This is a genomic window from Methylotenera sp. E1MeOHC1 (assembly GCF_058745595.1).
In genome coordinates, this window is record NZ_CP196025.1 from 332,524 (window position 1) to 347,466 (window position 14,943).

Annotated in this window: 14 protein-coding genes; 11 read left to right on the top strand and 3 right to left on the bottom strand. The window is 43.4% G+C overall.

Features of this window, described 5'->3' with window-relative positions; all coding sequences use genetic code 11:
• Positions 1-46 precede the first annotated feature (46 nt).
• The gene (locus ACSSU7_RS01500; RefSeq protein ID WP_135278235.1) at positions 47-1,063 is read right to left on the bottom strand and encodes an AAA family ATPase; all 1,017 of its coding nucleotides are present in this window, start codon (positions 1,061-1,063) and stop codon (positions 47-49) included.
• Positions 1,064-1,348: 285 nt separating this feature from the next.
• On the opposite strand from ACSSU7_RS01500, the gene fabA reads away from it, so the two are divergent.
• The 3 genes from fabA to ACSSU7_RS01515 all read left to right on the top strand — a co-directional run bounded on the left by fabA (position 1,349) and on the right by ACSSU7_RS01515 (position 3,756).
• Positions 1,349-1,864 carry a 3-hydroxyacyl-[acyl-carrier-protein] dehydratase FabA gene (fabA, locus tag ACSSU7_RS01505; protein WP_015832479.1) on the top strand — a complete coding sequence of 172 codons (516 nt, stop codon included), beginning with the start codon at positions 1,349-1,351 and terminating at the stop codon, positions 1,862-1,864.
• Between the two features lie 78 nt (positions 1,865-1,942).
• A complete protein-coding gene (gene fabB, locus ACSSU7_RS01510) occupies positions 1,943-3,175 on the top strand; it encodes a beta-ketoacyl-ACP synthase I (RefSeq protein ID WP_492516983.1) in 1,233 nt (410 codons plus the stop codon).
• A 32-nt stretch (positions 3,176-3,207) separates the two neighbouring features.
• Positions 3,208-3,756, top strand: a complete 549-nt coding sequence (locus ACSSU7_RS01515) for a DUF1439 domain-containing protein (RefSeq protein WP_492516984.1) — start codon at positions 3,208-3,210, stop codon at positions 3,754-3,756.
• A 103-nt stretch (positions 3,757-3,859) separates the two neighbouring features.
• Here ACSSU7_RS01515 and ACSSU7_RS01520 read toward each other — a convergent pair whose 3' ends face one another.
• Entirely contained in the window at positions 3,860-4,966 is a 1,107-nt protein-coding gene (locus tag ACSSU7_RS01520; RefSeq protein WP_492516985.1) for an NADH:flavin oxidoreductase/NADH oxidase, read from the bottom strand.
• A gap of 93 nt (positions 4,967-5,059) precedes the next feature.
• Here ACSSU7_RS01520 and ACSSU7_RS01525 point away from each other — a divergent pair, with 93 nt between their 5' ends.
• The 3 genes from ACSSU7_RS01525 (at position 5,060) to ACSSU7_RS01535 (ending at position 8,786) form a co-directional block, all read left to right on the top strand.
• Positions 5,060-5,371, top strand: coding sequence for an ArsR/SmtB family transcription factor (locus ACSSU7_RS01525; protein WP_492516986.1), 312 nt, complete (start codon positions 5,060-5,062; stop codon positions 5,369-5,371).
• 528 nt (positions 5,372-5,899) lie between these two features.
• Positions 5,900-8,047: a TonB-dependent receptor gene (locus ACSSU7_RS01530; RefSeq protein WP_492516987.1), complete on the top strand. Its 2,148-nt coding sequence runs from the start codon at positions 5,900-5,902 to the stop codon at positions 8,045-8,047.
• 43 nt (positions 8,048-8,090) lie between these two features.
• On the top strand, positions 8,091-8,786 hold the full coding sequence (locus ACSSU7_RS01535) for a PepSY-associated TM helix domain-containing protein (protein ID WP_492516988.1): 696 nt from the start codon (positions 8,091-8,093) through the stop codon (positions 8,784-8,786).
• Between the two features lie 125 nt (positions 8,787-8,911).
• Here ACSSU7_RS01535 and ACSSU7_RS01540 read toward each other — a convergent pair whose 3' ends face one another.
• Positions 8,912-9,280 (bottom strand): Mth938-like domain-containing protein, encoded by a 369-nt coding sequence (locus ACSSU7_RS01540; protein ID WP_492516989.1) that lies wholly within the window; start codon positions 9,278-9,280, stop codon positions 8,912-8,914.
• Positions 9,281-9,388: 108 nt separating this feature from the next.
• Between ACSSU7_RS01540 and ACSSU7_RS01545 the strand changes: the two genes are divergently transcribed.
• The 5 genes from ACSSU7_RS01545 to ACSSU7_RS01565 all read left to right on the top strand — a co-directional run bounded on the left by ACSSU7_RS01545 (position 9,389) and on the right by ACSSU7_RS01565 (position 14,872).
• Positions 9,389-10,636, top strand: coding sequence for a pyridoxal phosphate-dependent aminotransferase (locus ACSSU7_RS01545; protein WP_492516990.1), 1,248 nt, complete (start codon positions 9,389-9,391; stop codon positions 10,634-10,636).
• Positions 10,633-11,943: a homoserine dehydrogenase gene (locus tag ACSSU7_RS01550; protein ID WP_492516991.1), complete on the top strand. Its 1,311-nt coding sequence runs from the start codon at positions 10,633-10,635 to the stop codon at positions 11,941-11,943. Before ACSSU7_RS01545 ends, ACSSU7_RS01550 begins: the two co-directional genes overlap by 4 nt.
• A 54-nt stretch (positions 11,944-11,997) precedes the next feature.
• A complete protein-coding gene (gene thrC / locus ACSSU7_RS01555) occupies positions 11,998-13,425 on the top strand; it encodes a threonine synthase (protein WP_492516992.1) in 1,428 nt (475 codons plus the stop codon).
• Positions 13,426-13,568: 143 nt separating this feature from the next.
• Entirely contained in the window at positions 13,569-14,390 is an 822-nt protein-coding gene (locus ACSSU7_RS01560; RefSeq protein WP_492516993.1) for a thymidylate synthase, read from the top strand.
• Positions 14,390-14,872 carry a dihydrofolate reductase gene (locus ACSSU7_RS01565; protein ID WP_492516994.1) on the top strand — a complete coding sequence of 161 codons (483 nt, stop codon included), beginning with the start codon at positions 14,390-14,392 and terminating at the stop codon, positions 14,870-14,872. Before ACSSU7_RS01560 ends, ACSSU7_RS01565 begins: the two co-directional genes overlap by 1 nt.
• The last annotated feature ends 71 nt before the right edge of the window (positions 14,873-14,943 follow it).

Here is a 14,943-nt window from a genome sequence, read left to right on the forward strand (position 1 = left end):
GCAGGTTTGTTGTCAATGCACTGTCACCTGCTAGCGTAGATTGTAGTTATGGCGCAGCAACTGCGTTCACAATACCGGAGAGCATTTCACGCGCAATTTCAGTGCGGCGCATTTCATACACTGGGCTAAATACCAAGCGATGCGCAATGGTGGAGTGAAACACCGCATGAATGTCATCTGGCAATACTGCATTACGGTTGTTTAGCCATGCATTCACACGTGCTGCACGTAGCATCATACTCATACCGCGCGGGCTGGCGCCTGAAAGCACTAGGCGGTTCATGTCTACACCAGAAACTTTTACACCGTAATCCAGCGGTGCTTTGGTTGCTTTCCACAGGTTTAGGGCATATCTTTTAAGCGTGTCGCTAGCTTCAATACTATTTTGAATCACACTGGAGAATGCATTAAGCTCATCAAACTGCAGTACATCCGGTTTTACAGTGTCGACCAGTGCGTCCACGTTATGGAATTTAGTATCAAACACTAACGCTTCCATGATGGCGTCATCGTTTGGTACCACAATTGGTATTTCCATCATGAAGCGGTCACGTGCTGCGGATGGAATCTCAAATGTCTCTTCTTTTTCTACTTGGTTACGGTCAGCAAACACAATCATGTGTGGGAAGTAGTGTTCGGTATTGAAGGCAGACAGGCTGCGCTCAGCCATCACGCGCAATAACAGTGAGTGGACTTGCGGACGTGCGCGGTTGATTTCATTAAAGAAGAATACAGAAAGGTTTTCGCCAGACATGAGCAATGGGCCAGGGCTCACATGCGGTTTGCCGTCTTCACCTAGGTAAGTGTGGTAAACCAAGTCGTTAGGCATTAAGTCAATTGTGCCTTCAATCCGTTGGTAGCCGCCGCCAATGCCGCGTGTAAAAGCACGCAACAGCGTGGTCTTACCTACACCTACATCACCTTCAAGCAATACGTGACCACGGGCAAAAATTGAAGTGGTAATTAGTCTAATTGGCGTTTGTTGGCCAACCACAACTTTATTGACTTCAGACTCTAAGGTAAGCGCATGGTTGCGCCAATCAGCTAGTTGAACATCACTCATTGAGAATTCCTGTATTTTTTGAAATGGTTGTAATAGAACTTAAACACATGGTAAACGTTTTTATTGAAGGGGTAAACAGATCTGTATACCCCTTTGTTAAAATATATCCTAAATATGAAATGAAAACGTTAAAAAGTGAATAAAAGTAACAATAAAAAGTGAATATCGCTTTCGTAAAAATGGTTTTCCAGCGAAAATAGCGAAAGTTGGATTAAGTGGCCAAGTGAATGGCTCCTTGGTCGGGTGCAAATAGTTGTTTAAAAACTCATTTACAAAGACAAAATTATGCAAAGACAAAATAGTTTCACAAAAGAAGAATTACTCAAATGTGGTCGCGGTGAAATGTTTGGTGAGGGTAATGCGCAATTGCCTTTGCCGCCAATGTTGATGTTTGATCGTATTGTTTCAATTACTGAAGAGGGTGGTAAGTATGGCAATGGTCAAATCATTGCTGAGCTGGATATCACGCCTAATTTATGGTTTTTTGATTGCCACTTTACCGGTGATCCAGTGATGCCAGGCTGTTTAGGTTTGGATGCCATGTGGCAACTGGTTGGCTTTTATTTAGGTTGGATGGGTGGCCCTGGTCGTGGCCGTGCTTTAGGCGCAGGTGAGGTTAAATTCACCGGTCAAGTGCTGCCAACTGCTAAAAAGGCAACTTATACTATTGATTTAAAACGCGTCATTATGCGTAAGCTGGTCATGGGTATTGCCGATGCAACCATGCAGATTGATGGCCGTGAAATTTATGTAGCAACAGATTTACGCGTAGGCTTGTTTACGCGTACAGATAACTTTTAACCTTTTAGTTACAATCAGTTAAAATATATTCACTTAAAAATTAAGTAACTAATTTCTTATTGATAGGAGTACACGATAATGCGTCGTGTCGTTATTACTGGAATGGGCATTGTTTCCAGTCTAGGGAACAATAAAGCTGAGGTTTTAGACAGTCTGCGTCATGGCAGATCTGGCATTACCCATCAACCTGAATATGCTGAGCGTGGTTTACGTTCGCATGTTGCAGGCTCAATTAAAAATCTTGATATCGAGTCATTGATTGACCGCAAGTTATTGCGTTTTATGGCAAAAGGCCATGCTTATGCATGGTTGGCGCTGCAAGAAGCGATTGCTGATGCTAGCTTGGGCGAAGATCTTGTTTCTAATGTACGTACCGGCATTATCGTCGGTGGCGGTGGCCCATCTACTGATAGTATCGAACAAAGTAATGCGGTTTTAGCTGAAAAAGGCATCCGCCGCGTAGGCCCTTACATGGTGACTAAAGCTATGTGTAGTGGCATTGTGGCAACCTTAGCTACAGGCGCTAAAATCAAAGGCGTAAACTACGGTATAAGTTCAGCCTGTTCTACCAGTGCACATTGTATTGGCGCTGGTGCAGAGCAAATTCAGTTAGGCAAACAAGATATCGTTTTTGCAGGCGGTGGTGAAGAAGAGCATTGGACCTTATCCTATCTGTTTGATGCAATGGGTGCGATGTCTAGCAAATACAATGACACTCCGGAAAAAGCCTCAAGAACTTACGATGCAGACCGTGATGGTTTTGTGATTTCTGGCGGTGGCGGTATCGTGGTGCTGGAAGAGTATGAACACGCTAAAGCACGTGGCGCTAAAATCTATGCTGAAGTCGTAGGTTACGGTGCAACTTCTGATGGCTACGACATGGTTGCCCCATCAGGTGAAGGCGCTGTGCGCTGCATGAAGCTTGCACTCGAAGGTGTAGAGGGTCCTGTTGACTATATCAACACCCACGGTACAAGTACCCCGGTTGGCGATACAAAAGAGCTGGAAGCGATTCGTGAAGTGTTCGGTGATAACGGTTTAAAACAAAACCCTGCCATTGCTTCAACTAAGTCGTTATCTGGCCATGCTTTAGGCGCTGCTGGTGTAAATGAGGCAATTTATACCTTGCTGATGATGGAAAATAACTTTATTGCGGCCTCTGCAAATATTGAAACGCTAGACCCAGTTGCTGAGGGTTTGAATATCGTTCGTACTGCGATAGAAAACGTAAAAATTGAAACTGCATTATCAAATAGTTTTGGTTTTGGCGGAACTAACGCTACATTGACTTTATCTACAAAAAATCTGTAATGCGTTTTTAGTTGTTATTTAGGTGAGGAAGTATGAGTATCAAAGCTAAATTGTTAGGTCTCATATTTCCCATCCTCTTCCTGTTTGGTTGTGCGGGTTTCTCCAATCACACCGTCTATATCTCCGAGCAACAAATTCAATCCAAGCTGAATGAAAAGCTGTTGATTCCTATCTCTTTACTTAAAGTGTTTGATCTTAGTTTGAGCAACGCCAATGTGAAGTTTGACAATGAGACAGGCCGGATGCATACAAAATTTGATACGCAGTTATTGAATCAATTGAATGGCAAAAAAATGGCAGGGAAGTTGGCGATATCCGGTAATCTGCAATTAGACTCCACCACAAACTCGGTGATACTGAACGATGTGGCAGTGGATGACTTTATGATTGATGGCGTAGAGTCAAAATATAGCGATGCAATGGGCGGTGTAGCAAAGATGCTTGGCAGTCAGCTTTTGAATGGTCTTAATCTCTATACGGTTAAGGCTGATTCACTAAAGGTTGGCACTACGCAATATTATCCAAAAGACATGAAGGTAACGAGTCGTGGCCTAGAAGTTACCTTAAGTCCGTATCAGTAGCAGCATATTGCATCGTGGGTATACACACGTTTTAATCTAACTTAAATAGATGCTTAAGTGGGTGTAAGCGCTGATTACACCCAACTCAATTTACTACATTAGCTTATTCTGCGGTTGGGCTTCTGTATCTTGATAACCAATGCGCATATGGTGGCGGCAGTACCCAAGCTGGTTGCTCTACCCCTAACTCCTTAGCCGCTTGATATGACCAGTTTGGGTTTTCCAAGTGCGCGCGTCCTATCATTACTAAGTCCAACTGTTCATTGCGCACGGCTTGATCGGCAAGCTTAGGTGCACCAAAGCCCCATGCGGATGAAACTGGTAATTGCGTTTCATTTCGCACGCGCTCAGCAATTGGAGCCAGAAATGCAGGCCCCCATGGGATGTTGGTTTCTGGAATGGTGAACCCTACACTGACACTCAGCATATCCAGCCCGATTTGCTTCCACTCATTCACTAATCGAATAGACTCGCTCAGTGTTTCTTCATCTTTATTATCATATTCTAAAACGCCAAATCGAGCGGTTAATGGTAAATTCTCTGGCCAAACTTTTCTCACCGCTGTAAGCATCTCATTGCTGAATCTAGCTCGGTTCTCATAGCTACCGCCATATTCATCTGTTCTTTTATTTGAATGTGGAGAGAAAAAGCTTTGGCCCATATAGCCATGGGCAAGGTGCAGCTCTAACCATTCAAATCCTGCATCACGTGCGCGTTGCGCTGCTAACACAAAGTCATTTTGTACACGCTTGATATCAGCCACCGTCATTTCAGTTGGTACGCGTGCAAGATCGCCGCCGAATGCGATTGCAGATGGGGCGATGGTTGGCCATGCGCTTGGGTTGTCAGCAGGGATGTGGTCGTCGCCTTCCCATGGAATATTGGCGCTGGCTTTACGTCCTGCATGTGCAATCTGAATGCCAGGGACTGCACCTGCTGCTTTGATTGCTGTAGCAATTTCACGCAATTGTTCAGCTTGCTCATCATTCCAAATGCCTAGGCAGTTTGGCGTGATGCGTCCCTCTGGTGATACTGCAGTTGCTTCTACTATCACTAGGCCGCTTCCTCCACGCGCTAGGCTAGTGTAGTGCACTTTATGCCAGTCATTAGCTAAGCCATCATCTGCCATGTATTGGCACATAGGAGGAATAGCGATTCTGTTTTTTAACGTGACATCTTTCAGTTGGTAAGGCGAAAACAAATCTTTCATGATGATCCTTAGGTTGATATTAAATGTTTAATACTATTGTTCGAATATAATGGAACTATAGAATTTTGTAAAGAGATGTGTTAAATTTAATACATGCGACAGATCAAACATCCAACAATAGAGCAAGTCGAATTAACGGACATTATGTATGCCCTTGCTGACCCGACTCGCCTGGAGATTGTGGTAATGCTTGCACAAGCGGGTAAGAAATTAACGTGCGGGGAGATTAATTTAAATCGCCCTAAATCCAGCATGTCGCATCACTTCAAAATTCTTCGAAGCGCAGGTCTGGTTGAGACCTTGATTGAGGGGACAGAGCACATGAACTCTTTGCGGCTTGAAGAAGTGGAAAGCAAATACCCAGGGGTATTGAGCGCAGTTTTGAAAGCGGCCACAAAAGGCTAGTTGTTTCGCTAAGATACCTTCTTTGCATAGGTTGCTAGCTAGCAGCTCATCAAGTTTACCGTTTATATTTAAGAGACGCAGTTAGCTGCTCAGCTATCAAACAGTACGGTGCATAAGAGTTGTAACAAGAAAGCGGTACCCCCAGTTACTTTACCTCCAATATTTTACTTTAGTAGGCATTTTCTGCTTATGAGGCTGATTGTATTCTTTGCCTTATTTCTCATTAAAGTGTGATGTCTACGGTCGCCGCTTAACTCAAGCGTTGGTCGCCTTTAGTTGTTTGTGTGACTATAGGCTGCTACTAACAATCTGTTAAATTGACTTTTGTGTTGCGCATTCTCTTTCGGCCAAAGCGTATCTGCTGAAAGTTATCGTTGATATTAAAAAATTTAACTGGTCGCCTGTTTCACTTAAATATTATTGTGACCTAGTTAAATGTAAACCAATTTATATTTAGCATTGCTTTGTAATAATAATGATTCTCATTTACAATGTGAGAATAAATCTTATTATCATAGGGCTGCTAAATTGAATAAAAAAAATATTTTGCATTTTTCTGTTATCTCTACCTTATTGTCTTATTACCCTTTACAGTCAATTGCCGCTGAGTTGGAAATAAAAAATGAAGACACAGAGACTTTATCTGAGATCAAGGTAAATGCTAAGGTAGATCCTAATTCACTGCCGCCAGCTTATGCTGGCGGTCAGATTGCTAATGGTGGCCGCCTTGGATTGTTGGGAAACACTACATTGTTAAATGCTCCGTTCAGCATATCTAGCTACACAAGCGAAATGATAGAAAACCAGCAAGCTATGACTGCAGCAGAGGTGCTTTCCAAAGATGCAGGAGTTAGGTCTTCTGGACAAACAGGAGGGTTATTCGATTCCTTTTTTATTCGCGGCTTTCCGATTGGAGAAGGTAATGCAGGTGAAATTGCTTTTGATGGCGTATATGGTGTAGCCCCTAATTATCGAATTTTTACTGACTATGCAGAACGTATTGAGGTTATAAAGGGGCCTGCAGCATTGCTATATGGCATGTCACCGAATAGTGCTGTGGGTGGTGTAATTAACATAGTTCCTAAACGTGCAGCGAATAAGGATTTAACTCGGTTAACTACGTCTTATGCTACAAAATCTCAACTGGGAGGTCATGTAGATATAAGTCGTCGTTTAGGTGAAGACCGTCAATTTGGAGTGCGTTTTAATGGGAGCTTTTATGAGGGTGATACTCCGCTCGATAATCAATCTAGAGAGTCTTTCGTTGGTGCTTTAGCGTTAGATTATTCTGGAGATCGTTTCAGAGCATCTCTAGATTTTTTAAATCAAAAAGAAGATATCAACGCACCGTCTCGCCCATTTCTGGTGGCAAATGGCGTGGGTTTACCTTCCGCGCCCGATGGGCAGCGTAATGTTACACAAAAATGGGAGTATGCCAATGTGCATGACCGATCAACATTATTAAAGACTGAGTTTGATTTAACCAACACTACTACAGTTTTTGCAAGTGCTGGCGGAGCTCATACTGATGTTGAGAGAACTTTTGGTACACCAACTATTCTCAATGTAAGAGGCGATACAAGCTCTACACCAGGGAATTTCATATTTAATATTCACAGAACATCTTACGACGCTGGTATCAGAACACAATTCGATTCTGCTGCAATTACCCATGCAGTTACATTACAAACAAGTCTATATGAAGACCGCATAGACCGTGGCTCAAGAAATGGTACCGCAGTTTTATCGAATCTATACTCGCCAATTAATCAACCAGATCAAAATGTTGCATCACCATCAACGCCTAAGTTATCCGAATCTAAACTTCAAGGAGTAGCACTTGCGGATGCAATGTCGCTGTTAAATGAACGTTTGCTAATCACTTTGGGGGTTAGAAAGCAACAAGTGGAGTCCAAGAATTTCAGTACAAATGGTGCTGTTACCAGCGCATATAAAGACGATGCACTAACACCTTTGGCTGGAATAGTAATTAAGCCTTGGCAACACGTGGCTTTTTATGGAAATTATATCGAAGGGCTTAGTCGCGGCGATATCGCGCCATTAACTGCTACAAACGCTGGTCAGAGTTTCGCCCCATATAAAACTAAGCAACGGGAAGTAGGTGTCAAGATTGATCATGGAAGCTTTATCAGCACTTTAAGTGTGTTCCAAATCGAGAAACCTAGTGGTCAGTTAACTAACGGTGTGTTTGCTGTTGATGCGGAGCAACGTAACCGAGGTTTGGAGTTCAATATTATCGGTGAGGTTACTACTGGAGTGAGGCTGTTGAGCGGTGCAACGTTTTTTGATGCTGAACTTACAAAAACCAACAATGTAGCAACACGGGGGAAAACACCTATTGGCGTTCCCTCGTCTCAGGCCAATCTAGGTTTGGAGTGGGATACATCTTGGGTGCCAGGATTAACAGTAAATGGGGCGATTACTTTTACTGACAAACAATATGTTAATCAGGCGAATACTCAGGAGCTAGCATCTTGGACTCGATTTGATTTGGGCGCGCGCTATACAACGGCTGTCACAGGGCATGCGGCGACTTTACGTGCAAATGTACTAAATGTATTTGACCGAGATTACTGGTCAGGGGTTGCTTCTTATAGCGGAGTTTCAATAGGGGCTCCCCGCACTCTTATGTTATCTGCAACTGTAGATTTCTAATGTACAAATTAAGACCTATTATCTCAACAGATCTGAGTAACTGATGCAAGCTGATATTAAATTAAAAACTCTAAATACAACCACTCACTCAATAAGTTCGCACCGTCCTCTACGTGGGCGTAGTAAGCGTGCTAATTTCTTGATATGGTTGAGGAAAACTCACATTTATCTAGGTTTGTGGGGTGCGTTGCTAGGGGTGATATTTGGCGTCACTGGCATTATCATGAATCATCGCGTGGTGATGAAATTGCCAGTACAAAAATCAGTACAAAAAATAATTGAAATACAATTACCAAATGAAAGCTTTGAAACTCCAGAGTTATTGGCAGCATGGGTTGCGCAAAAGATGAACTTTAAAGTTTCTCAAGCAGCGTTCATTAAAGTCGAACCTAGCAAAGAAGTGATCTGGAATGATGTTAAAGTCAAACAACCAGAACGTTGGGTTATTAGCCTACACCGGCCAGATAGAGCAATTAATGCAGAATATTTTGCAGGGAGTAAAGTAATTAATTTAGAGAATGCTGACTCCACTATAGTAGGCACGCTTACACGGCTTCATATGGCTGTCGGTGTAAATGTAATCTGGGTATTGATTGCAGACTCGATAGCGGCTAGCTTTATCCTGCTGTCCATCACAGGGTTGTTGTTATGGTCTCAAATGCATACTGTAAAGTTAATAACTGTATTATTCAGTGTTACGTCATTGATTACTGCAATATGTGTGGCTTTCTCTATTTAGCTTTTGTGTTGCTGGTAGTGCTAATTTTTTACTCTAGAAGCTCGCTTCCACAATTAATGAGATGTAAACTTTACTAGCTAAGGCAATATTCACAATGAATCACAGTATACGAGTGTGGATATTGTTTACAGTATAAGCGCAGCGGCAACAAGCCGGCCTTCACTCATTAAGATGTTATAGGTGCGACAGGCAGCCGCTGTCGTCATGCATTCAAGCGCAATCCCATGCTCGGTAAGAGTTTGATGATTTTTTGGATGTAAGAACACGTGCGTTGCACCTGTGCCTAACAGTACAACTTCTGGCTTTAATTTGATTATTTCTTGGAAATGATCGTTATTCAAAGTGCTTACATTGCCTGCATGCCAATCAACCAGAATTGTCTGCGGCATGACAATTAAGTTTTGTGCATAACGTTGTTTGTTGATCTCTATATAGCTTTCGCCATATGCTGTGATCAGGTTGTTATTTTCAGCGGTAGTTAAATGTAACTTCATTGTCGATTTTTGCCTTTATTCTCTGAGGCTTAATTGAATCAAAGCCTCATTCTAATGTAAACTAATGCCTTTCACTAATAAGCTTTTTTAAGCGCGAATTCACGCATCATGCAGCCTTTACATAAATCTAATAAACTTAACAATGTCTGTTATGACATTCGCGGCCCTGTGCTACAGCGCGCCCGCGAGATGGAAGAAGACGGCCATCATATCATCAAGCTTAATATTGGTAATCCTGCCTCATTCGGGTTTGAAGTGCCTGAAGAGATTCAGCAGGATGTGATTCGCAACATGGCCAAAGCGGGTGGCTATACGGATAGTAAAGGCCTGTTCGAGCCGCGTAAATCTATCATGCATTACACACAAAGTAAGCATATCAAAGGCGTAACAGTAGACGATATTTTTATCGGCAACGGTGTGTCTGAGCTGATAGTGATGTCGATGCAAGGCTTGTTAAATAATGGTGACCAAGTTTTGGTACCAATGCCAGATTATCCTTTATGGACGGCTGCGGTTACATTGGCAGGCGGTACTGCACGTCACTATCTGTGTGATGAAGAATCAGGCTGGATGCCGAATCTTAAAGATATCGAGTCAAAAATCACGGCAAATACACGCGGTATTGTGGTGATTAACCCGAACAATCCTACAGGCGCACTGTACCCACGTGAGATTTTAGAAGGCATTGTAGAAATTGCGCGTCATCATGGTTTGGTGATTTTCGCAGACGAAATTTACGATAAAGTTTTATACGACGGTAACGAACATACGTCGATTGCATCACTTGCTGATGACGTGTTATTTGTCACGTTTAATGGCTTGTCAAAAAACTATCGTACTTGCGGCTATCGTGCAGGTTGGATGATTTTGAGTGGTGAGAAAAAGCATGCACAGGACTACATTGAAGGCTTGAATATGTTGGCCTCTATGCGCTTGTGCGCCAATGTGCCTGGTCAGTTGGCGATTCAAACTGCTTTAGGTGGTTACCAAAGTATTGACGATTTAGTCGCACCAGAAGGGCGTTTGTGTAAACAGCGTGATATTGCCTATGAGCTGCTCACTGCAATTCCTGGTGTGACCTGTACTAAGCCGCAGGCTGCGATGTATCTGTTTCCGAAGTTAGACCCAAAAGTCTACCCGATTGAAGATGATCAAAAATTCATCCTCGATTTATTGTTGGAAGAAAAAGTGCTGTTAGTGCAAGGCACTGGTTTTAATTGGAAAACACCAGATCATTTCCGCGTTGTGTTCTTACCGAATGTAGATGATTTGACTGAAGCGATTAAACGTATTGCTAGGTTCTTAGAAAATTACAGAAAAAAGCATGAATCAAAATTAGATGGAGCAAAAGCTTGAAACAGTTAAATGTTGGGATATTGGGCTTAGGCACAGTAGGCGGTGGTACGTATACAGTATTAAAACGCAATGCATCTGAAATTACGCGCCGTACTGGTGTGGCAATTAACGTGGTACAGGTAGCAGATAGAAATTTAGCCAATGCAAAAGCGTTGGCTACGGATGTAGATGTGACTGATGACGCATTTGCCGTGGTGAATAACCCAGCGGTGGATGTGGTTGTTGAACTGATTGGCGGCTACACCTTGAGCCGTGAGCTCGTGTTAAAAGCAATTGCCAATAAAAAACATGTGGTGACAGCCAATAAGGCATTAATTGCCTTGTACGGTAATGAAATTTTTGCAGCGGCAAAAGCAAATAATGTGATTGTAGCTTTTGAAGCGGCGGTTGCTGGCGGTATCCCTATTATTAAAGCCTTGCGTGAAGGCTTAGGCGCTAATCGTGTTGAGTGGGTGGCTGGTATTATTAACGGCACCACTAACTTTATTCTGACAGAAATGCGTGAAAAAGGCCTCAACTTTGCCGATGTATTGGGTGAGGCACAGCGTTTAGGTTATGCCGAAGCTGACCCGACTTTTGACGTAGAGGGTATCGATGCCGCGCACAAATTGACCATTATGTCTGCCATCGCTTTTGGCATGCCAATGAAGTTTGAGCAAGCTTACACTGAAGGCATTACCAAATTAGAGCAGGTAGATATTAAGTACGCTGAAGAATTAGGCTACCGCGTGAAGTTGCTTGGTATTACTAAGCGCACGGATAATGGCGTTGAGTTACGCGTGCATCCGACTTTAATCCCAGAGAAGCGCTTGGTGGCTAACGTGAATGGCGCCATGAACGCGGTAGTAGTGAAGGGCGATGCAGTTGGTCCAACGCTATACTACGGTGCTGGTGCGGGTGCAGAGCCAACAGCAAGTGCTGTGGTGGCAGATTTGATGGATGTTGCACGTTTAATCGATGCAACGAGTGCACAACGTGTGCCTTACCTAGCGTTCCAGCCAGAGCAAGTGCAAGACTTGGCAATTTTACCTATTGATGAAGTACAAAGCGCTTATTACCTACGTTTACGCGCGAGCGACAAACCGGGTGTATTGGCTGATGTGACTAAAATCTTAGGTGACCGCAGTATCTCTATCGATGCCATGTTGCAAAAAGAGCCTGATGAGAACGAAACCGAAGCGGATATCGTGATTTTGACGCATATCACCGTTGAGAAAAACATGAATGCAGCGATTGTCGCTATCGAAGCCCTTGAGGCAATCACAGCTAAAGTCGTCCGCATTCGTATGGAAGAACTTGCAAAATAATGACTAAGCCGTCGTTTCACCGTAAACTGGGATGACGGACGTATGAGAGATTAAATGAAATACATATCAACACGCGGGCAATCGCCTGCTTTAAGTTTTAGCCAAATTTTATTGGGTGGTTTAGCGCCAGACGGCGGTTTGTATCTGCCAGAAACCTATCCGCAATTCACTGATGCTGATTTAACCGCGATGCGTGGTTTATCTTATGCAGACTTGGCGTTTGCCATCTTATCACGCTTTGTGGATGATATTCCTGCCGCTGACTTAAAAGCGATTATTGATAAAACTTACCGTGCTGATGTGTATGCATTTACCCGTACTGGGCAGAATGCTGCTGACATTACGCCAACCTTAAAGCTGCAAGATAACCTATATTTGCTCAGCCTTTCTAATGGCCCTACATTAGCGTTTAAAGACATGGCAATGCAGTTGCTGGGTAACTTGTTTGAGTACGTTTTAACCAAAGAAGGTAAGACTACCAATATCTTAGGTGCGACCTCTGGTGACACTGGCTCAGCGGCTGAATACGCGATGCGCGGTAAAAAAGGCATACGTGTATTTATGCTATCACCACATAAGAAAATGAGCCGCTTCCAAACTGCGCAGATGTTTAGCCTACAAGATGACAATATCTACAATATTGCAGTGAACGGTGTATTTGATGATTGTCAGGATATGGTGAAGGCTGTATCTAACGATGCTGCGTTTAAGTCTGAATATAAAATCGGTGCAGTAAACTCCATTAACTGGGGCCGTATCGTAGCGCAAGTGGTTTATTACTTTAAAGGCTACTTTGCCGTGACGCAAAATAACAGCCAAAAGGTTAGCTTCTCAGTACCGTCAGGTAACTTTGGTAACGTATGTGCCGGCCACATTGCACGCATGATGGGTTTGCCAGTTGATAAGCTGGTGGTTGCAACCAATGAGAACGATGTGTTAGACGAGTTCTTCAAAACTGGCGTATATAGCCCACGCGGTTCAGCTAACACCTACCATACCTCCAGCCCGTCTATGGACATCAGCAAGGCCTCTAACTTTGAGCGCTTTGTGTTTGACTTAGTTGGACGTGACAGCGATAAAACACGCGCACTTTGGGCTAAAGTGGATGCTGGTAACAGCTTTGATTTGAACGCGGACGGCTATTTTGCAAAAATCGCGGATTATGGTTTTGTATCTGGCAGTAGCAATCATGCGCACCGTATGCAAACCATCCGTGAAACTAAAGCTAAATACGATGTGGTAATTGATACGCACACTGCAGACGGCTTAAAAGTTGCATTAGAGCATTTAGATACAAACACACCAATGGTGGTGTTAGAGACTGCATTGCCAGCCAAATTTGAAGACGCTATCGTGGAAGCTTTAGGCCAAGCGCCGCAGCGCCCAGCTGCGTTGAATGGTATTGAGTCTTTACCACAAAAATTTACTGTAATGGATGCTAGTGCAGCAGACATCAAAACCTTTATCGCTAACAACACTTAAATAAATGGCCACATTCAGCATGTATGAATGTGGCTGCTTGTTTAATGGGCTAATGCCTTAAATCGCCGTGCGGCTGTGGGCAATAAAAGTAATAAATTTTTAATTGGGACAAACATGACGATAGCTTGGATGGTAAGTTAAGAATGAAACAATACATCGACTTAGTGCAGCACGTGCTCAACCATGGCAACAAAAAAGAAGACCGCACCGGCACCGGTACAGTTTCTGTATTTGGCTACCAAATGCGCTTTAATTTGGCGGAGGGCTTTCCCTTACTTACCACCAAAAAAGTACATTTAAAATCTATCATTCATGAGCTGCTGTGGTTTTTGCAAGGCAGCACCAATATTGCGTATTTAAAAGAAAATGGCGTACGTATCTGGGATGAGTGGGCTGATGAAAATGGCAACCTAGGCCCAGTGTATGGCTACCAATGGCGCAATTGGCCTAAACCTGACGGTACGCACATTGACCAGATTACGCAGGTGGTGAATGCAATTAAGACCAACCCAGATTCACGTCGCCTAATCGTTTCAGCATGGAACGTAGCAGATGTTGACCAGATGAAGTTGCCGCCTTGTCATGCTTTCTTTCAATTTTATGTAGCGCCGGCTGCGCCAGATGACACTGACCAACGCTCCAAACTCAGCTGCCAGCTTTATCAGCGCAGTGCCGATATCTTCCTTGGCGTGCCGTTTAATATTGCCTCCTATGCATTGCTTACTATGATGGTGGCACAGGTATGTAATTTAAGGTTAGGTGACTTTGTGCATACCCTAGGCGATGCGCACATTTATTCGAATCATTTTGAGCAAATGCACGAGCAGCTAAAGCGTGATCCGCGTCCATTGCCAACGATGCGTATCAACCCTGAAGTGAAGGATATCTTTGGTTTTAAATTTGAAGACTTCACATTGGAAGGCTATGACCCGCACCCTGCAATTAAAGGTCTGGTGGCTGTTTAATGACGCAATTATCAATTATTGTTGCGGTTGCGCATGATGGCGTTATCGGTGTCAACAACACCTTGCCTTGGCACCTGCCTGAGGATTTAAAGCGTTTTAGAGCCCTAACCATGGGACATCATATCATTATGGGCCGCAAGACCTACGATTCGCTTGGACGCCTATTGCCAGGTCGTACCACTGTGATAGTGACGCGTAATGAAAACTACAAAATAGAAGGTGCGCTGGTTGCTAATTCACTAGAAGCCGCCATCGCTTTATGTGAAAACGATGATGAAGTGTTCTTAATTGGCGGCGCAGAGCTGTATCAAGCCGGCCTTAAGCTCGCACATAAGCTGTATATCACTGAAATCGAACTAGACGTAGCGGGCGATGCATTTTTCCCCAAATTAGACTCTACCGAATGGCAAGAAACTGAACGTGAAGCACATACTTCTGAAAAAGGGTTGAACTTCAGTTATGCTACTTATATACGCAAGTAATCAGTTTATTAAGCACTATAGCTAGAGTTTTTTATTCCGATTAGTCGCTGCCTTTTGTGCACTTAATCAGG